20 protein-coding genes and 2 pseudogenes are annotated in these 19,492 nt (G+C 44.9%); 10 read left to right on the top strand and 12 right to left on the bottom strand.

Features of this window, described 5'->3' with window-relative positions:
* Positions 1-234: 234 nt before the first annotated feature.
* Complete coding sequence (gene lysA, locus FC14_RS06010) at positions 235-1,530, bottom strand: diaminopimelate decarboxylase (protein ID WP_056976897.1); 1,296 nt, start codon at positions 1,528-1,530, stop codon at positions 235-237.
* A gap of 70 nt (positions 1,531-1,600) precedes the next feature.
* Positions 1,601-1,789, bottom strand: a complete 189-nt coding sequence (locus FC14_RS06005) for a 2-hydroxymuconate tautomerase (protein ID WP_050612398.1) — start codon at positions 1,787-1,789, stop codon at positions 1,601-1,603.
* Between the two features lie 174 nt (positions 1,790-1,963).
* Between FC14_RS06005 and FC14_RS06000 the strand changes: the two genes are divergently transcribed.
* Both FC14_RS06000 and FC14_RS05995 read left to right on the top strand, forming a co-directional pair.
* Positions 1,964-3,400 carry a C69 family dipeptidase gene (locus FC14_RS06000; RefSeq protein WP_056976896.1) on the top strand — a complete coding sequence of 479 codons (1,437 nt, stop codon included), beginning with the start codon at positions 1,964-1,966 and terminating at the stop codon, positions 3,398-3,400.
* Positions 3,401-3,410: 10 nt separating this feature from the next.
* Positions 3,411-4,268 (top strand): hypothetical protein, encoded by an 858-nt coding sequence (locus FC14_RS05995; protein ID WP_056976895.1) that lies wholly within the window; start codon positions 3,411-3,413, stop codon positions 4,266-4,268.
* Between the two features lie 55 nt (positions 4,269-4,323).
* Here FC14_RS05995 and lepA read toward each other — a convergent pair whose 3' ends face one another.
* The 7 genes from lepA to hrcA form a co-directional block, all read right to left on the bottom strand.
* Positions 4,324-6,159, bottom strand: coding sequence for a translation elongation factor 4 (gene lepA, locus FC14_RS05990; RefSeq protein WP_050612561.1), 1,836 nt, complete (start codon positions 6,157-6,159; stop codon positions 4,324-4,326).
* Between the two features lie 284 nt (positions 6,160-6,443).
* On the bottom strand, positions 6,444-7,133 hold the full coding sequence (locus FC14_RS05985) for a PD-(D/E)XK nuclease family transposase (protein WP_268872177.1): 690 nt from the start codon (positions 7,131-7,133) through the stop codon (positions 6,444-6,446).
* Positions 7,117-7,281: a hypothetical protein gene (locus FC14_RS10555; protein WP_156313907.1), complete on the bottom strand. Its 165-nt coding sequence runs from the start codon at positions 7,279-7,281 to the stop codon at positions 7,117-7,119. The genes FC14_RS05985 and FC14_RS10555 overlap by 17 nt, the downstream gene beginning before the upstream one ends.
* A gap of 156 nt (positions 7,282-7,437) precedes the next feature.
* Positions 7,438-8,583, bottom strand: a complete 1,146-nt coding sequence (gene dnaJ, locus FC14_RS05980) for a molecular chaperone DnaJ (RefSeq protein WP_056976893.1) — start codon at positions 8,581-8,583, stop codon at positions 7,438-7,440.
* Positions 8,584-8,710: 127 nt separating this feature from the next.
* Positions 8,711-10,552 (bottom strand): molecular chaperone DnaK, encoded by a 1,842-nt coding sequence (dnaK, locus tag FC14_RS05975; RefSeq protein WP_056976892.1) that lies wholly within the window; start codon positions 10,550-10,552, stop codon positions 8,711-8,713.
* Between the two features lie 28 nt (positions 10,553-10,580).
* A complete protein-coding gene (gene grpE, locus FC14_RS05970; protein WP_056976891.1) occupies positions 10,581-11,150 on the bottom strand; it encodes a nucleotide exchange factor GrpE in 570 nt (189 codons plus the stop codon).
* A 17-nt stretch (positions 11,151-11,167) separates the two neighbouring features.
* Positions 11,168-12,205, bottom strand: coding sequence for a heat-inducible transcriptional repressor HrcA (gene hrcA, locus FC14_RS05965; RefSeq protein WP_056976890.1), 1,038 nt, complete (start codon positions 12,203-12,205; stop codon positions 11,168-11,170).
* Between the two features lie 201 nt (positions 12,206-12,406).
* On the opposite strand from hrcA, the gene FC14_RS05960 reads away from it, so the two are divergent.
* Positions 12,407-13,075, top strand: a complete 669-nt coding sequence (locus tag FC14_RS05960) for a histidine phosphatase family protein (protein ID WP_056976889.1) — start codon at positions 12,407-12,409, stop codon at positions 13,073-13,075.
* A gap of 42 nt (positions 13,076-13,117) precedes the next feature.
* Here FC14_RS05960 and FC14_RS05955 read toward each other — a convergent pair whose 3' ends face one another.
* Positions 13,118-13,903, bottom strand: coding sequence for a hypothetical protein (locus FC14_RS05955; RefSeq protein ID WP_056976888.1), 786 nt, complete (start codon positions 13,901-13,903; stop codon positions 13,118-13,120).
* Complete coding sequence (locus tag FC14_RS05950) at positions 13,884-14,099, bottom strand: helix-turn-helix transcriptional regulator (protein WP_056976887.1); 216 nt, start codon at positions 14,097-14,099, stop codon at positions 13,884-13,886. Before FC14_RS05950 ends, FC14_RS05955 begins: the two co-directional genes overlap by 20 nt.
* 288 nt (positions 14,100-14,387) lie before the next feature.
* On the opposite strand from FC14_RS05950, the gene FC14_RS05945 reads away from it, so the two are divergent.
* The 6 genes and pseudogenes from FC14_RS05945 to FC14_RS05930 form a co-directional block, all read left to right on the top strand.
* Positions 14,388-14,870, top strand: a complete 483-nt coding sequence (locus FC14_RS05945; RefSeq protein ID WP_056976886.1) for a FeoA family protein — start codon at positions 14,388-14,390, stop codon at positions 14,868-14,870.
* Positions 14,867-16,981, top strand: coding sequence for a ferrous iron transport protein B (gene feoB, locus FC14_RS05940; RefSeq protein WP_056976885.1), 2,115 nt, complete (start codon positions 14,867-14,869; stop codon positions 16,979-16,981). The genes FC14_RS05945 and feoB overlap by 4 nt, the downstream gene beginning before the upstream one ends.
* Positions 16,982-17,140, top strand: a complete 159-nt coding sequence (locus FC14_RS10380) for a FeoB-associated Cys-rich membrane protein (protein WP_082174247.1) — start codon at positions 16,982-16,984, stop codon at positions 17,138-17,140.
* A 151-nt stretch (positions 17,141-17,291) separates the two neighbouring features.
* Complete coding sequence (locus FC14_RS05935) at positions 17,292-17,855, top strand: ECF transporter S component (RefSeq protein ID WP_056976884.1); 564 nt, start codon at positions 17,292-17,294, stop codon at positions 17,853-17,855.
* A gap of 66 nt (positions 17,856-17,921) precedes the next feature.
* The gene (locus FC14_RS10550) at positions 17,922-18,068 is read left to right on the top strand and encodes a hypothetical protein (RefSeq protein ID WP_156313912.1); all 147 of its coding nucleotides are present in this window, start codon (positions 17,922-17,924) and stop codon (positions 18,066-18,068) included.
* A gap of 122 nt (positions 18,069-18,190) precedes the next feature.
* Positions 18,191-18,649 (top strand): annotated as a pseudogene (locus FC14_RS05930) (AzlC family ABC transporter permease); the annotation flags it as partial.
* Here the strand turns inward: FC14_RS05930 and tnpA are convergent.
* Positions 18,645-19,085 (bottom strand): IS200/IS605 family transposase, encoded by a 441-nt coding sequence (tnpA, locus tag FC14_RS05925; RefSeq protein ID WP_082618700.1) that lies wholly within the window; start codon positions 19,083-19,085, stop codon positions 18,645-18,647. The pseudogene FC14_RS05930 and the gene tnpA overlap by 5 nt on opposite strands.
* Before the next feature lie 65 nt (positions 19,086-19,150).
* Here tnpA and FC14_RS05920 point away from each other — a divergent pair.
* Positions 19,151-19,492, top strand: a pseudogene (locus FC14_RS05920) (RNA-guided endonuclease TnpB family protein); the annotation flags it as partial.

Here is a 19,492-nt window from a genome sequence, read left to right as displayed (position 1 = left end):
TTTTATTATAATATGTTCGCGAATTTTTTCTTGCTTAAATAATAAATATCTATCATTTTAAAGCTGATTAACTACTATTTTACAATTAAGTAGCGCACTTAGTGTCTACCCTAGATAAATGATTCACCTAAAGGAAACTGAACAAAAACTCCACCCCCATTTTTGTTTCGTGCACTCAACTAAATCTAAAGACACTAACAAAAAAGTGTCACACCGAAGTGCAACACTTACTTTCTATTCAGTTACCTCGCAGGCTAGCATGTCCTCGAAAGTTTCGCGCCGCACAACCAACTTGGAGTGCCCGTCTTCACAAAAGACCACTGCGGGCCGCGGATTGCGGTTATAGTTGGAAGCCATGGTGTAACCATATGCCCCTGTAGCAGGCATGGCCAAGATGTCGCCTGGCTTAGTGTTAGGTAAAGGACAATCCCGCACTAAGACGTCCCCGGATTCGCAGTACTTACCGACCACCGTGACGATCTGTTCATTAATCGCGTGGGGCTTTTCTGCGAGGAAGGCTTCATACTTAGCTTGGTAAAGGGCCGGCCGAATGTTATCGCCCATCCCCCCGTCGACAGCTAAGAAGTGGCAAACCCCGTCCACGTCTTTGCGTGAACCGACCGTGTACAAAGTGGTGGCTGCTTCACCCGCTAGGGCCCGGCCTGGTTCAATCCAGATGGCCGGCAGCTTCAATCCGTGTACTGCCACCCGTTCCTTGACTGCGGCGATAATGTCTTTAGCAAAGTCTTCGGTGGCAATCATTTGGTCATCTTTAGTGTAACGAATCCCGAAGCCCCCACCGAGGTTTAAGACCTGAGCTTCAAAGCCTAATTCGTCTCGCCACTCTTTGAGTAAGTCGACCATCTTTTGGGCTGCCATCACAAAGCCCCGCGCTTGGAAGATTTGGGAACCAATGTGGCAGTGAATTCCCTCCACGTTCATGCGGGGGTTTTTAATGAGGCTGGCTAAGGCTTCCTTGGCTTGGCCAGACTGAACGTCAAAGCCAAACTTCGAATTGGACTGGCCGGTGGAGATGTACTTGTGCGTTTCCGCCTCAATTCCGGGGGTGACCCGCAAGACAACGTTGGCCGTCGTATGCTTTCTTCTTAGGAGCTTGTCTAAGAACTTGATTTCTTGGAAGTTATCAATCACGATGCAACCAATCTGGCTGTCTACGGCCATCTCTAGTTCTGCGGGTAACTTATTGTTCCCGTGAAACTCAATATCTGCCGGGGACATGCCTCCCTTTAAGGCTGCGTATAATTCTCCCCCCGAGACCACATCACAGCCTAAGCCGGCATCTGCGACTAGCCGATACATTGCTAAAGCCGAAAAAGCTTTACTAGCGTAGGAAATCTTGTAATCAACTCCCGCTTCAATAAAAGCCTTCTTAAAGTCGGCAATCTGTTGCTTAATTTTACTTACATCATAAGCAATGACTGGCGTCCCATATTCTTCCGCCAGTTTCAAAGCATCCACCCCGCCAATCGTTAAGTGTCCTGCTTGATTTACTTCTAGTGCTTCTGTCAACTGCTAAACCCCTCTTCTACCTTTAATTTTTTGCTTAAAAAAGGGCTGGAACAAGCCCAGCCCCATCCAATTATTGTTCGTCGCTCTTTAAAGTTCCGCCCACTGCGTAACGGTTCTTTTGCATTTCACTTAAAACAACGTGGACATGTTCAGCTGGTGCGCCGGTGTTAGCAACCACCGCTTTAGTAACATCTGCCACCAAGTTTTTAAGTTGTTCTTGGCTCCGACCTTCGATTAATTCGATATGAACTAATGGCATACAATTACTTCCCTTCGTTTATGTATAAGTCTATTAAAACAAAAAATAAATTAAAAGGCAATTAAAATAGTAAACTTTTCCTAAAGCTTAGCTTTAAGCACTAAGACTAATTCCGCTAAGTTCAGGCCTAACTATGGTAAAATTAAGGGGACCTTTTTATTGGGAGGAATTTTAATGACAATTACAAAACAATCACTCTCGGCTTGTACCAGCATCTTAGTCGGGAAAAAGGCCAGCCTAGACGGCTCGGTTTATATTGGGAGAAACGAGGACGCCAAAAGTGCCTGGCCAAAGCACATGTGTGTCCACCCCCGCCAAGAATTTACCAGCGAGCAAGTTTTCACCTCAAAGGATAACGGCTTTAGCATGCCCCTACCTAAGGTAGCTTACAAGTACACGGCCACCCCGGAATGGACCGACGAGTTTGGTTTATTTGAAGAAGACGGTATTAACGAATTCGGGGTGGCGATGAGTGCCACCGAAAGTGCCTACGCCAACAGTGAGGTTTTAAGTTGTGACCCGCTCGTGGCTAACGGGATCGGCGAAGAGGCAATGGTGACCGTCGTCTTGCCATACATCAAGACCGCCCGCGAAGGGGTCTTACGCCTGGGCCAAATCGTCAGTGACTATGGGGCTAGTGAAGCCAACGGCATCTTATTTGCCGACGACCAAGAAGCCTGGTATTTAGAAATCGGGTCCGGTCACCACTGGGTGGCCCAACGAATCCCAGATGACGCCTACGCGGTCGTAGCTAACCAACTGGCCATTGAAGAAATTGACTTTGCTGATACCAAGAATTTCTTAACCTCAGCTGGAATTCAAGCCTTTGTAGAAGCTAACCAGCTTAATCCCAGCCTGGACGGGACCTTTAACTTCAGAAAAATCTTTGGGACCCAAACTCTCTCAGATCAAATCTACTCCACGCCCCGGGTTTGGTATGGACAAAAGTACTTGACCCCTTCGGTTGAACAAGACCCTATGAGCCTAGAGTTGCCCTTTATCAGAAAACCCGACCGCAAGTTAGGTTTAGATGACCTGAGCTACGTTTTAGGCTCCCACTACCAAAACACCCCTTACGATCCGCTAAACTCTAAGGACCCGCTCTTAAAAAAGAAGTTTCGGCCGATTAGCTTAGCTAAGACTCAAGAGTCCCACATCTTACAGCTAAGAAGCGACCTCAGCCAAGACATTAAGGGAATTCACTGGTTAGCCTTAGGGGTCACCGCGCAAAGCGTCTTTGTACCTTTCTTTGCTGGGGCTAACGACGTCCACCCTGCTTACAAGGTGGGCAAAGCGACTTACGAACCAGACTCCGCTTACTGGATCTATAAGCAAGCCGGCATCCTAGTTGACGCCCACTACCAAGCTTTTGCTAAAGAACTAAGCGACCTACAAACAGAGCTTACAGTTGGCTTCAAGACGGCCGTCCGCAAGGTGGTAGCTGCTGTTAAGGCTGGCGAGTTTGACGGGGACCTGGCAGACTTTTTAACGACCGAATCAATCAAGCTCCAAGACCTGGGTCTAAAGAAATACCAGGCCCTAAGTGCCAGCTTAATTACCCAGGCTACCGACATGTCACCGCTAAACTTTAAAACTGACGCTAACTTATAGGGGGCTGCCTATGGAACTTTTAACTGTTAATCAGCAACTGACTCTTAAAAGCCAGCAGGTTAGCTTAACCTTAGACCCTAAGAGTGTCTGCGCCGGGCCGATTTTAATCAGCCACCTCTATGATGAGCTTTTTGACTTGCTAGCAACACTTGGAAACCAAACCGTCTACTTACACTTGGACTTACTTTTGTATTTGCAAAAGTATTACCGCTTTAAGGGTTGGCGTTTACCGGACTTAAACTTTGTCGCCCTCCCGCTAGGCTATCAATTCCAGCTAGCCGACCTAACGATTGAAGCCTTTAATAACGACGACAATGCCTTTGGCTCCCTCGTCTGCATCATCAGTGACAGCCAAAGTAAGCTCGGCTACGCGCCCAAGTTTGTCCCCCATGGTCAACATAAAAAGCGAATCAAGCTTTGGAAGAAGGCCTTTAGCCTGGCAGACCTCGATTACTTTTGCCTAAGCCAAGACTTAGTTGCTGCCACTAACGACTTTCGAGCCCTAACTGAAGTTGGCCGGCAAAAGAGTCTCACTAAGTACTTACAGCACCTAGAGGCCGACCAAAGTGGGCAGATTTTACTGTCCTATGAAAAACCAGAGCGCATCTTGACCATGCAAAAGACGGCCTTAGCAGCCGGCTTTAATTTAAAGTTAGCTCCTGCCAGCCAAGCCTTTTTACAGGCTCTCTTTCCCTTTGAAGAGCCCGTTTCACAAACTGAGGCACCAAGGGACCTCGTCGTCGTTTCGACCCCAAGCGCAACTACCTTTGACGCGCGGGCTAGCCTGGCAATCCAGCCGGTAATGGCCCCCAAGGAAGCCAAGGAATTTCTAAACGTCATCAAGGCTAAGGAAGTCATTTACCTCTAAAACAAAAGCCCACCCTGAGAGTCAGCGCTACTCAGGGTGGGCTTTTTAATTTGACTTATTTCTTGTTGTAATCTTCGTCGGTCTTTAAGACGGCCATAAAGGCATCTTGGGGAACGTCAACCGTCCCGACGGCCTTCATCCGTTTCTTTCCCCGTTTTTGCTTATCCAACAACTTAGCCCGCCGGTCAGGGTCCCCGGTATGGATTCGGGCGGTAACATCCTTGCGGTAAGCCTTGATGTTAGTCCGGGCAATGATTTTCGCCCCGATGGCGGCTTGAATTGGAATTTCAAAGTTTTGCCGCGGAATAACTTCTTTTAGGCGGGCCACAATGACCCGGGCCCGTTCTTGGGCAAAGTCCTTATGAGCAATAAAGCTCAAGGCGTCGACCTTGTTACCATTTAACAAGATATCAATCTTCACCAAGCTACTTGGACGGTCGTCTTCAATCTCGTAATCAAGTGAAGCGTAACCCTTGGTGCTTGACTTAAGCTTGTCAAAGAAATCAAAGATGATTTCTGAAAGCGGGATATCGTAAATAACGTTAACCCGGTAATCGTCGAGGTATTCCATGGTCACAAAGGTCCCCCGTTTACGTTGACACAATTCCATAACCGGCCCAACGTAATCATTTGGCACCATAATCGTTGCCTTAACGTAAGGTTCCTTGATCTCCTTGATGCTAGATGCTTCCGGCATTTCAGACGGGTTAGACACACTCTTCAAACTCCCATCCGTTTGGATAACCTGGTAGGTAACAGATGGAGCCGTAGTAATTAAATCCATGTTAAACTCGCGTTCAAGCCGTTCTTGGACCACGTCCATGTGTAACATCCCCAAGAATCCACAACGGAAACCAAAGCCTAAGGCCTGAGAGGTTTCTGGCTCAAATTCAAGGGCGGCATCGTTTAGCTGTAGCTTTTCTAAGGCTTCACGCAAGTCGTTATACTTAGCATTATCAGTTGGATAAAGCCCCGAATAAACCATCGGGTGCATTTCCCGGTAACCGGCCAAAGGTTTAGCCGTTGGGTTAGTCGCACTAGTGACCGTATCCCCCACCCGGGTATCTTGGATATCCTTAATCGAAGCGGTTAGGTATCCAACGTCCCCAGCCATCAAGTAATCGCGCCGGAGGGGCTTTGGTGAGTTAACCCCAACCTCAACTACTTCATACTCTGCGCCCGAGTTCATTAACCGGATCTTGTCACCAGGTTTGACGGTGCCTTCAACCACCCGGATACTCAAGACCACCCCGCGGTAATCATCATAAACCGAATCAAAGATTAAGGCCTTTAATGGCGCCTGTAAATCTCCGGCTGGAGCGGGGATATCATGTACGATTTTTTCAAGCATCTCTTCAATCCCAATTCCGGCCTTAGCAGAAGCTAGGACCGCTTCGGAAGCATCCAAACCAATCATGTCTTCGATTTCTTGGCGGACGACTTCCGGTTGGGCCGAAGGGAGGTCAATTTTATTGATGACCGGCACAATCTCTAGGTCATCATCGATTGCTAGGTAAACGTTAGCTAGCGTCTGCGCTTCTACCCCCTGGGCCGCATCAACTACTAACACCGCCCCTTCACAAGCAGCTAGTGAGCGGGAGACTTCGTAAGAAAAATCGACGTGTCCGGGGGTATCGATTAAGTGGAAGATATAAGTTTCCCCATCCTTAGCATGGTAGTGTAGCTCCACCGCGTTAAGCTTGATGGTAATCCCCCGTTCCCTTTCCAGGTCCATTGAATCTAATAACTGGTCTTGCATTTCCCGCTTGGAAACAGTATCGGTCATTTCCAAAATGCGGTCAGCCAGGGTTGACTTCCCATGGTCAATGTGAGCCACAATCGAAAAATTACGAATATGTTTTTGACGTTCCTTCATTTGTTCAAAGTCCATGTAGTTCATTCAGCCTACTTTCTAAATATACTCTTAATTCCCATTATAAGTTAGATAAGCTAGGAGGGTCAATTTTTATCCTTAAAAAAAGCGGCGCTATTCAAATTCTAGACCATCCTTTTTCAAAGGATTTAAGAAACTAGGTGCAAACTCATTCGTACCCAGCGTTTGATGGCAACCTGATTATAGAATCCAAGTACGTAAATATAAATAAGCTCTAGCTAAAGCGCTTAGCCTTATCTAGAGCTCATCCATTTAATTAGAGGGGTGGAGGTAATGTTTAATTAGGCTGTGGCCATTACCCGTTCGTAGGCCGCAAGTGCCTCTTGCTTGTCCAAATTAAAGTTATCAATTAGAAATTTAATAATTTGGTCTTTGTCTAGGTTTAGAGTAACTAGGCCTTTAATTGTTTGGGCTTCTTTTTCCGCGCGTTCTTCTTCCCGGGCATAAGCACTTTGGCGGGCAGCATATTCTTCGATTGTCATGTAATTTTCCCCCTTCTTGACGTCATTTTTAACTTCCCTAACAGCTCGATCTAAAGCTGCACTAAATTTACCGGTGACAGTCCCGTCATTAAAGTAGGTCAACATCTCTTGGTTAAGCGCGGCCTGCTTACTGGCATCACCTTTCAAATTTACTATAACATTGGTTTCGCCTTTGTCAATTAAAATCTCCGGGTACCCTACTAGTTGGGGAATTAGTTGATAGTGAACTCGATTTAAGTTGTAAACATCATGGTCGCATAAAAACAAGACGACGGTTTGGCGGCGATTACTAAACGACTGGCCGGCATACAGGGCCTGGTTTTCGAGTTTACCTTGGTAGATGGCCATCCGCTTTTCAATATCATGGTGATTTTGGTTCTGCATCTCTAAATCATAGATAGTCCCGTGCTCATCTTCAGCGTAAACATCGAAACGAGGACCGTGATAGACGGCGTTTTTCTTTTTGTCGGCTTCACGCTTGACGGTAATTAAGGTGCCTGACTTTAAAATTTGGCAACCACATTTTTAGCAGTTGTTCTAACAGTTCCGGGTGGTCATTGAAGACCCAGCTAAAGACGAGGTGGTCTTTAATAGTTGCTTGTTGCCATTTTAAGGCAATTTCTTTTCGTAGATTCAAAAGCGCTCGCTCCTTTATTGAGTAAATTTTTACCCCTCTACTTTATAGATACGCAAACAGGTAGCGAATTAATTCTTTAAAAGTTTAACTTTAATCAAATCCTAATAAACAGCCAAAAAAGCGGGTTAGCCACTTACGGCCAACCCGCTAACTTAATTAGCGTTTTTTACGTTGTTTTTTGCGCCACTTTTCAAAGAAGCTGTCGTCACCAGCAGGATCTTCACCGGAAACATCGGCAAAGGCCTTTAAAGCTTCCTTTTGCGCCTTGGTCAAGTTCTTAGGGGTAACAATTGTGACCGTTACCTTTTGGTCACCGTTACCGTTGCCACGTAAGCGCGGTGCCCCTTTTTCGCGAAGGCGGAAGGTCGTCCCGGTTTGGGTGCCGGCAGGAATCTTCATTTCAACGTCGCCGTGAACAGTTGGGACCTTGACGCTATCACCTAGAGCAGCTTGTACAAAGCTGATTGGTAAGGTGTAGTAAATTTCGGCCCCGTCCCGTTCAAACTTATCACTTGGGCTAACGTGGAAGACGATGAATAAGTCCCCGTAAGGACCACCATTAGTCCCGGCTTCACCTTGGCCTTGTAAGCGCATTTGGTTGCCGTCTTCAACCCCGGCTGGGATGGTAACTTGAACTTCATGCTTTTCACGAACGTGACCACTACCGTAGCAAGTAGTACATTTTTCCTTAATTTCCTTACCAGTTCCATGGCAGACGTCACATTCTTGTTGCGTCATCATTCGGCCAAGTGGGGTTTGCCGTTGGACTTGAATGAAACCACGGCCACCACACTTATGACAAGTTACTGGGGAAGTGCCTGCCTTCGCCCCGGAACCATGACAGGTCTTACATAAGGCTTCCCGACTATACTCAATGTTAGTCTTCTTACCAAAGATTGCCTCTTCAAAGGTTAAATTCATTTCGTATTGTAAATCGCGCCCCTGTCTTGGTGCCGTCCGACTTCGGCTTTGGCCACCACCGCCAAAGAAAGAAGAAAAGATATCTTCAAAGCCGCCGTCACCAAAATCAAAGCCACCGTTACCAAAGCCAGAGAAGCCGCCACCACCAAAGCCTTGTTGGTTGCCAGCAAAGCCGTATTGGTCATATTGGGCCTTCTTTTGAGGGTCACTTAGGGTTTCGTAAGCTTCGTTAATTTCTTTAAACTTAGCTTCCGCACCCGGTTCCTTGTTTAAATCGGGGTGATATTTTTTGGATAATTTCCGGTATGCGCGTTTAATTTCGTCTGCGGATGCATCCTTGGACACACCTAGGACTTCATATGGATCTCTTTGTTCAGCCATTATTTCCCTCCAAGAAATTTCTTCCCACCTAGATTACCATATCTCCTGGGAAGAAAAAAGTTTTTTCCTTAAAAAAAGGACCGGCCCAACCCTAAGGGGCTAGCACCAGTCCTTATTTACCAAGCAATTACTTGTCTTCAGGATCTACTTCTTTGAAGTCACCATCAACGGTATTATCGTCTGCCTTAGCATTACCGTCTGCTTGGCCATCTGCGCTAGCGGCTTGGCTAGCTGCTTGAGCTTGTTGGTATAATTTAACTGAGACATCTTGGATAATCTTAGTTAATTCATCCTTCTTAGCCTTCATATCTTCTAAGTCGTTAGCTTCTTGGGCCTTCTTTAATGCTTCCTTAGCATCCTTAACTTGCTTAATTTCATCGTCTGAAACCTTGCCATCAAGTTCCTTTAAGGTCTTGTCAGTTTGGAAGATTAATTGGTCAACTTCGTTACGTAACTCAACTTCTTCCTTACGCTTCTTATCTGCTTCTTCGTTTTCCTTAGCTTCCTTAACCATCCGGTCGATTTCTTCGTCAGATAAACCAGATGAACTCTTGATGGTAATCTTTTGTTCCTTGTTAGTTCCTAAGTCCTTAGCAGAAACGTTAACAATCCCGTTCTTATCAATATCGAATTTAACTTCGATTTGAGGAACCCCACGTGGAGCAGCAGGAATATCTGTTAATTGGAAGCGACCTAAAGTCTTGTTGTCAGCTGCCATTGGGCGTTCACCTTGTAAAACGTGAATGTCTACGGCTGGTTGGTTATCAGCAGCAGTTGAGAAGACTTGGGACTTAGATGTTGGAATTGTAGTGTTGCGGTCAATCAACTTAGTGAAGACCCCACCCATTGTTTCAATCCCAAGTGATAATGGGGTAACATCAAGTAAGACCACGTCTTTAACATCCCCAGTGATAACCCCACCTTGGATAGCAGCCCCTAAGGCTACGGCTTCATCAGGGTTAACTGATTGGTTTGGCTTGTGACCAGTTTCGGCTTCAACAGCTTCTTGCACAGCTGGAATCCGTGTAGAACCACCAACTAAGATTACTTCGTCGATGTCGGCGTTAGTCAAACCAGCATCCTTCAAGGCGTTGCGAACAGGAATCTTAGTTCTTTCAACCAATTCTTCTGTTAATTGGTTGAATTGAGCCCGGGTTAAGGTTGTTTCCAAGTGAAGGGGACCGTTAGCACCGGCTGTGATAAATGGTAAGGAAATTTGAGCTTGGCTAGCTGAAGAAAGGTCCTTCTTAGCCTTTTCAGCTGCATCCTTCAAGCGTTGCATTGCCATCTTGTCGCTTGATAAGTCAATTCCGTTTTCTGACTTGAAGTTAGCTACTAACCAGTCGATGATGGCGTTATCGAAGTCATCCCCACCAAGGTGAGTATCACCATTAGTTGAAAGTACTTCGAAGACCCCGTCACCTAATTCAAGGATGGACACATCAAAAGTCCCACCACCAAGGTCAAAGACCAAGATCTTTTCATCCTTGTCAGTCTTATCCAAACCGTAAGCTAAAGCGGCAGCAGTTGGTTCGTTAACAATCCGTTCAACTGTTAAACCAGCAATCTTACCAGCATCCTTAGTAGCTTGACGTTGGGAGTCGTTGAAGTAAGCAGGAACAGTGATAACTGCTTGGGTTACTTCTTCACCTAAGTAACTTTCTGCGTAATCTTTGATGTATTGTAAAATCATCGCAGAAATTTCTTGAGGGGTGTAAGACTTGCCGTTAACGTCAACCTTGTATCCAGCTTCACCCATGTGACGTTTGATGGATGAGATTGTATCTGGGTTAGTGATTGCTTGACGCTTAGCAACTTCCCCAACTTGAGTTTCCCCATTCTTGAAGGACACAACGGATGGAGTTGTCCGGTTACCTTCTGGGTTTGTAATAATTTTTGCTTCTTTACCTTCAAGGACAGCCACAGCTGAGTTAGTTGTCCCTAAGTCAATACCAATAATTTTAGCCATTATTTATTCAACCTCTTTATTATAAAATTTATTGAGCTACAACCACCATTGCTGGCCGCAATACCCGGTCTTTTAGCATATAGCCTTCTTGAAAGACTTGAACAACCGTTTCAGGTGTTTGTCCTTCTTCGACCGGAACCGTTTGAACAGCTTGGTGTAAGGTTGGGTCGAAAGGTTTACCCAAAGCTTCAATCTTAGTGACCTCGTTTTCCTTCAAGGCCGCTTCGATATTTTGGGCAACCATCTCGACACCTTTCTTCAATTGCTTAGACGCTTCATCGTCAACTTCAATTTCTAAGGCCCGACTTAAGTTATCCATGGCCGGCAAGATTGCAGTGGCCATACTTTGACCGGCGTATTTCAACAGACTCGCCTGCTCTTTTTTGAAGCGGTTCGTCATGTTAGCCATCTCTGCTTGGGAGCGGAGGTACTTATCTTCCATCTCATCAAGCTTAGCTTGCAAGTCTTTAATCTTAGCTTCAGCCTTTGCTACTGGATCTTCCTTAGCTTCTGCTTGGGTTGGTTTTTCAGTAGCTTCTGTCGCTTCTGCTTGCTTAGCTTCTTCAGTTTGCTTAAGTTCTTCATTTTTTTCAGCCACTTGAACACCCCTTTTCTCTAATTAAAATTACCAAAATTTTGGTAATAATCAATCAACCTGGCGGTTAACTCTTTTCTAAATGCCCCGAGTAGGCCAATCATCTTGGCATACGGCATGTTAGTCGGCCCCAAAATGGCAATCAATCCCTGCCTGTTATGGCCATCGTCATAAGTTGCTGAGATTAAGCTATAATCTAACAGTAACTTATTAGTTAACTCATCGCCAAATCTAACTGAAATGCCCTTGTCATTATCAACCAAGTTACTAATGTTAGGAACCTGGTTAACTAATGAATACAGTGACTTTAACTGCTCAACGTTATTATCGTGAGCAAAATTCAAAAGATTCATGCGACCGGAGACATAGACTTGTTCTTTGACAGCCTTGTCTAAGACGTTGCCAAAAACATCTAGAAAGCCAGCAGGTTGCTGGAGGTAACGGGTCAGTAGCGGTAGGGTGGCATGAAGCTTAGTAATCACTTGATTCAAAGGTAGACCTACTACCTGATCATTAATCAAGCGCATTACCGCTTCAAGCTCGTCGCCACTAATTTCTGGTGGAATGTTAAAAATCTGACTTTCAACCGTCCCGTCACTGGCAACTAAAATTACCATTACCTGTTGGTGACCAATCGGTACCATCCGAAATCCTTCTAACCTTAAATCAGTGCTATCCGGCTTTAACATAATCGCCGTATAGCTGGTCAAGTCAGACAGAATTTTGGCGGAAGTTGCGACAATTTCATCGACCTTCAAAAACTCATTTCCAAAAGAATTGCGAATACTTTTAAGTGACTGCTTGTCTAGCTTAGCTGGCTTAACAATGTTGTCAACGTAATAGCGGTATCCCTTTAACGATGGGACCCGGCCAGAACTTGAGTGTTCCTTGGTAATATAACCTTGGTGTTCTAACACGGCCATCTCGTTACGAATCGTTGCCGAACTCACATGAATAGGTAATTGTTCTTGCAATGCCTTCGAGCCAATTGGCTGTCCAATCTCAGTGTAATTTCGGATAATCGCTTCTAAAATCAAAAGCTGTCTGTCCGTTAACACCACAATCACCTCTGTTTCTCTCTTAGCACTCGCAACATTTAAGTGCTAAGAACAATTATTAATATACACGACTTTATTTGTTAGGTCAAGGATTTTTACCACTTTTTTAGCACTTTCGTCTTTAAAGTGCTAAAAAAATTTTTGGCGCGGTAATTTTTCCATGTTAAGATAGGAATAAGTAAAAAAAGATAGGAAGATTTTATGGCAATTACAGTTTATATGGTCCGTCACGGCCAAACTATGTTAAATCGTTATAACCGCCTACAAGGTTGGTGCGACTCTCCCCTAACCGAAAAGGGAATTGAAGACGCACGGCTAGCGGGACGCCACCTGGCTGACATTAAGTTCGATGCTGCTTACCACACTAACACCATGCGGACTATTAGGACGAGTGGCTTTATTCTTAAGGCTAACCACCACACCCCTAACTTAAAGGCGGCCCCCTTAACCTACTTTAAGGAGCAAGGGTTTGGTTACTTTGAAGCCGCTGACGCTAGCCAAGTTTGGCTAATCGCTGGTGCTAACCACGGAACCAGGACCTACAATGATATTTTACGGGACTATTCTTTTGCAGAAACCCGGGATTTCTTACACCAAGCCGATCCTTTCGGTGACGCCGAATCAGACGCAGCCTACTGGCAACGGCTTAACGCTGGGATTGATTACCTCAGACAAAACCACACTGACGGCCAAAAACTACTTTTGGTCAGCCACAGCCTAACTACTCGGAGTTTAGTTGACCACTTTGCCCCCGAACTGGGTGCCTATAACCTCGGCCCTAAAAACGGCGCAGTCACTAAGCTTGAAATCACCGCCACTGACGTCAAGGTTAGTTACTACAACCACTACCTTGACGGAGAAGAATACTAAAAACAACCGGCCTTTAGTTAATCCTAAAGACCGGTTGTTTTCTTACTTTGGCTGATGCTTATCTACATAGGTTTGCAAGTTGCGGTCAGCTTTGATAAGCCCGTACCAAAAGACTCCCATTAAAACGAGGTAACAACCCGTTCCAAGTAAACCCACTAAGGTGAATTTACCGTCAACAACTGCCCAATATAATAGCCCCATCACCACTAAGTTGCCTAACAACCTCAGCTTATTAGGCTTTTTAGCAGGTGGGTTATACTTACTAGTGGGCTTAACATTTAATAAGCCCGCGTCGCCTGCCTTAAGCTGAATCCCTGTTTGGAAAACGATGCAGTTCAGTAAGACTAAGATGAGGTATCCTCCCCAAGCGACCTGTGGCCAAATTACTAAACAAGGTATAGTCAGTCCGGTAAGCACTAAGTTACCCAGCTCTGTTTTAACGCTAGCTTTTACCATGAGGTCCGTGAGATAGTTAGCCTCAAACTCGTCTAACTGGCTGGGTAGCCCAAACATCTTCTTGGCAGTCTTGTTCCTAAAGGTCCGTGTAAACTGCCAAGCTGGTCGGCCCGCTTGCAAGCGCCGGTAGCGCCAGGACACCACTGACCGCAAAGCTAGAATCAACCCCAAGTTGATGCCGACTGCAGCTAAACTTAATCCTGGCAACCAGTCAGGCTTCAGTCCCGCTAGCGCCATTGTTCCTAACAATAAGAGGGGTAACAGTTGAAGATAGCATAGGTAGCTATCGGTAATGTAGTTTTTAACCTCCGCCTCAAAAAATTCATCTAAGGGTGGCTTAATTCCGTAAGACTTAAAAATTGTTAGCGTCATCTTTCCCCACCTTCCAAAATAAGGTATTTAAATCCGTCTCAAGTGCCTCTGCCAACCGAATACATAAATCCAAACTAGGATTATAGCGTCCATTTTCTATCATACTTAAAGTTTGGCGGGCGATGCCGACCTGGTAAGCCAGGCTTGCTTGCGAATAGCCCCGCTTTAGCCGGTAGTCCTTAACCCTACTGTTCATAGTTCCTCACTTCGATGTCAATTATATTTTACATACTTAGTCTATCGTAAACTTTTATTCATGTCAACTATATGTGACAAAAAACACTGCTTATATTTCCCTTAGCATAACTCTATATTATGATTTACATAAAATTTTCTTTATAAAAAATAAAAATTGCCCACCCTAAGCCCCAAGCTTAGCGATTGTTGCGCACAACCTATTTTTTCGATGATTGCAAAGGGTTTCAAAGCGTGCTAAGTTAAACTTGAAAATACTATGCTGAGATTGGAATATGAAGGTGAGAGTATGCAAACATTAGCTATGGCTAAACATGCAGGTAAATTTATTATTACCAAGATTCAAGGCGAAAAGGCCCTCAGTCGGCGCTTGAGCGAAATCGGAATGACCCGAGGCAAAATTATTACCGTCCTCAGTGGTAATCAGGCTGACAGTGGTTTGGTGATTATTTTTCAAGGGCAAAAACTAGCCCTTAATGCCTCCATGGCAGCCTGTATCTACGTCGCTTCAGTTAGCAACCCGGCCCAGGCAACCTTGACTTCTTTGGCCAAGGTCAAACTTCATACTCCCTGCCTCGTAGCCAAAATCACCGGGGACAAGGCCGTCAGACAGCGGCTGATGGATATGGGCCTAACTAGAAATACCCTGGTTACCATTGACAAGGTAGCCCCACTAGGCGATCCACTCGAATTAAACCTACGGGGCTATAAACTTAGTATCAGAAACTTTGAAGCCCAATCAATCCTAGTCCAAGAGGTGGATGTCTCATGACGACCATTGCATTAGCGGGTAACCCCAATTGTGGTAAGACCACCCTTTTTAACCACCTAACCGGTTCAAGTCAATACGTAGGTAACTGGCCCGGGGTTACCGTCGAAAAAAAAGAGGGGGTCTTAAAGAAGGAACCAGACATTATGTTAGTCGATTTGCCAGGAATTTATTCCCTGTCGCCTTATACCTTAGAGGAAGTCGTGGCCCGTAAGTACCTACTTGACCAACGCCCCGATAAGGTAATCGATATCGTCGATAGCACTAACATTGAACGCAACCTTTACTTGAGTCTGCAACTACTAGAAACTGGTTTACCAACTATTATCTGCCTAAATATGTTGGATTTACTGACTAAGAGTGGCAAAAAAATTAACCTCCAAAAGTTGTCCTACTTACTGCAGGTCCCGGTCGTAGCCATCAGCGCCCTTAAAAAAGACCACCTGCCCGACCTTCTCAAGGAAATTAAGGCTACACCTAAGGCATATAGTTACCCACGCTACGATGAACGGCTCGAATCCGCTTTAAGCATGATTGAGGACCTGCTTACAGATGAGCTAGCGGCTAACGAACGACGTTTTTACGCCATCAAACTCTTTGAACAAGACGAAGTCATCCAGGCCCAGCTAGCCTTAAGTCAAGCTAAGCAAGCAGAACTGGCCCAAATTATCGCCACCGCTGAAAAACTATTTGCTGAGCCTAGTGATAGTATCATGGTCAACGCCCGCTACGACTTGATTGCCAAGATTGTCTCGATGTGCGTTATTAATCCGGACGACCTCAAGTTAAGCCTTAGCGATAAGATTGACCTTGTGGTTACCAACCGCTTTTTAGCCCTCCCCATCTTTGCTTTAGTTATGTGGGCCGTCTACTACCTCTCCATCCAAACGGTGGGCACAATTGGTTCCGACTGGATTAACGACCAACTCTTCGGTAACTACCTGCCGCACTTAGCAGCTAGCCTCATGACTACTTTGCACGTGGCGCCTTTCATGAAGAGTTTAGTTTTAGACGGCATTATCGCCGGGGTTGGTTCCGTCTTAGGCTTTGTGCCCCAAATAATGATGCTCTTCTTTTGCTTAGGCCTGCTGGAAAACTGTGGCTACATGGCCCGGATTGCCTTTGTAATGGACCGGATTTTCCGGCGTTTCAACCTTTCGGGGAAGTCCTTTATTCCCATGCTAATTTCAACCGGTTGTGGGGTGCCGGGGATCATGGCTACCCGGACCATCGAAGCCGAAGCGGACCGGAAAATGACTATTATGCTCACCACCTTCATGCCCTGTTCGGCCAAACTAACCGTCATCGCTTTGATTGCAGGGACCTTTTTCACCGGCCAATCCTGGGTAGCTCCTTCGGCTTACTTCTTAGGCATGTTAGCCGTTGTTTGTTCGGGGATTTTCTTAAAGAAAACCAAGCTGTTTGCCGGCGACCCCGCTCCCTTTATCATGGAGTTACCGGCTTACCACTTGCCCCTGCTAAGAAACACCTTGCGCTACGTTTATAGCCGCAGCGTGGCCTTCATCCATAAGGCTGGGACCTTAATTTTTATGTCCTGCGTGGTAATCTGGTTTTTGTCATCCTTTAACTGGAAGCTGCAACTAGTTACCAACCAAGAAGACAGCCTCTTGCACTACTTGGGCCTAGCATTGGCGCCATTCTTTGCCCCACTGGGCTTTGGGGACTGGCGGGCCAGCGTGGCTGTCATTGCCGGCCTAGTTGCTAAGGAAAACTGTATTGACACCTTAAGAATCGCCTTTGGTTCGGCCACTAACCAAGCTTTTACTAAGGACTTATTAGCTAGTTACAGCTCCCTAGCTGCCTACTGCTTTTTAGCCTTCAACCTGCTGTGTGCCCCTTGCTTTGCCGCCATTGGGACCATGTACAAGGAATTTGGCGACGTTAAGTGGACCTTACGGGCGATTGGCTATCAAACCGGCTTTGCCTACCTGGTAGCACTTTTGATTAACCAATGGGGCCTTGTTATTAGTGGTCACTATACTTGGTTTAACTTGCTGCTAGCTAGCCTTGCAACGGGTCTAGCCATTTGGGCACTAGTTTTTAAAAAAGGCGACTTAAAAAATCAGCACGAACTATCACAGGGAGGAATTTAAATGTTAGCAACCATTATCCTAGCCATTCTCATCTTTGGCTACACCGGCTACGTCATCTATAAGCGGTTTATCAAAAAGGGAGCCTCTTCTTGCCAGGACTGCCAAGAAGTTGGTTGTCCCCTAGTTGATCCCGCTAAACTTAAGCGTAACCTCAAATAATTACTGATTTGGACTAGCCAAGGGGTTAGTCCATTTTTTAGATCTCAAAAGTGTATCAATACAATTTTCAGTAAATTCCCTTCCTGTCTTGATTACAAAATGATTAGAGTTATAATCTATTTTAAATAAGAATTGATTGGAAGTGTTTTTTATGCAAAATGACTCTTTACACAAATTAACTCTCGCCGCCCTTTTTAGTGCGCTCGACTACATCTTAGCCCTCTTTCAATTTCGGATTCCTTCCCCGGTCGGTCACCCCTTTGTCGACCTCGGTTTTAACTTCGTTGCCCTAGGGGTACTCTTTTTAGGCTACAAGTACGGCCTACTTAGTGGGGCTATCGGCTTATTAGTCTTTGACCTTTTGAACGGTTACGCTAACCACGCCTATTTAACCGTGATGGAGGTCATCTTGCTAACGACTGGGACCTACCTTGCTTGGATTCTCTTGAAAAAAAACGTCAGCTTACCAGCAATCATTACTTTAGGGGTAGTTAGTGGTTTATTGAAGATGGGGACCGGTTACTTACGCTACCTAATCGAGGCCCTCGTAGATGCGGGCTTACCCCTACCTAAGGCGGTAGTTACTGCCCTAGCAGCCTTTCCGGCCGATTTTGCTACCGGGGTGTCCATGTTTATTGTCGTCCCCCTCTTCTTTTTAGCCCTAAATAAGGTCAGCCACCAGTTACACTGGAACTGGTACCAACAATACCAATAGTTTACTTAACAAGGCAGCTAGTTAGCCTTATAATTAGGGTAGAATAAATCCTAAGGGGGCTTTTTTATGTACGAATCTAAAACGGTCTTAGAACAGGAATTTACTAGCTTAGCGGACTTATCTGCTTTCTTAGATAAAGAAGAAGTAGCCCGCACGGATGTCATTAACATTCAAAAGTTAAAAGCGAGCTACTTGCTCATCTATTGGGGCTAGCTAGTAATAACCGTCGTTACCTAAAAGTGGTAGCGGCGGTTATTTTTAGCCAAAATTAGCTTGACAGAAGCAACTGAATTTTTTAAGCTAATTTATAATTTTTAATTCAAGGAAGTGAACGTATGGATGCCAAACTCGATTGGAAAACGGCCCTAAAAGACGTCTTGCCAACTGCCTTTGGCTACGTGGGAATCGGCCTTGCCTTTGGAATTGTCGGTAAAGCTAGCGGCCTGTCCGTCCTCGAACTCGGGTTAATGTCTCTCATCGCTTATGGCGGGTCCGCCCAGTTCATCATGGTCAGCATGATGCTGGCTCATAGCCCGGTCCTCTCCATTGTTTTAGCGGCCTTTTTAGTCAACGCCCGCATGATTTTGATGAGTTTTACCACCGCCCCTTACTTTAAGGCAGACAGCCTCTTAAAAAATATTTTAGTCGGTTCCCTGTTGACCGACGAAAGCTTTGCCCTAGCGATGAACAAGCTAAATGTTACTAAGGGGCAGCTTAGTTTTACCTGGTTTGATTATAAAACGGGCTTAACCTCTGATTTTAATCAGGGGTTAAGCCTGCTAAACTATCTTATCTATTTTTACCATAATAGCCTTTAAGTTGCCTTCTCATAGCTTCTGTATACTGCGATTCAATATATTTTTCTACAACTTCTTTACTCATATCACCTAAAGTCCCCATATAATAACTAGGCGACCATAAATGTCCACCCCACAATAATTTTTTAGTTTCAGGATATTGTTTAAACCATATTCTAGCTGACGCTCCTTTAAGATTTTTAACAATATTAGATGGAGCGTATTTAGGCTTAAAAGAAATTAACATGTGTACATGGTCTGGCATAACCTCTAGCTGACTAACAGTTACTTCTGAAATCGTTGCTTGTCTTTGTAAAATAGCTTTCATGGCGTCAACTTTCTCTTGTGTGTCAAATATTTTTCTTCGGTACTTAGTAACGAAAACCAAATGGAAATTGAAGTTATAAACGTAGCCCTCTTCATGTATAATCATTTACATATCACCCTTTCGATGTTAAAATAATTATAACATATATTTCTTGAAAGGGGGTTACATAAATGGTTAAAAAGAAGGGCAATAAATTCGGCTATACAAGACAATATCATATTTCTTTAAGCTATCAACAAATAGACTTGTACGAAAAAGCAATTAAAACACAAAATGAGTTATATCAATTTGCATTGAAATACTTGTATAAGACTTATGGCCGTAAACATATTGGCAGACCGTTGCCTTTTGGGCAAGGAATAAACTACCTTAATAATAAAATTAAGGCAATGTTTATCAAAGAAAAATACGACTTAAAACGTTGGAATGTTAAAAAACTAGGATTATCTTCGCACGCGGCCGATGAGTTTTTGAAAACAATCTTCACTAACTTTTCTCAATATCGTAAGAGA

Origin of the sequence: Ligilactobacillus agilis DSM 20509 (genome assembly GCF_001436215.1) — a bacterium.
GTDB classification, from domain to species: Bacteria; Bacillota; Bacilli; order Lactobacillales; family Lactobacillaceae; genus Ligilactobacillus; species Ligilactobacillus agilis.
Note: the sequence above shows the minus strand (reverse complement) of the source record. Positions and strands in the feature narration are given on the sequence as shown.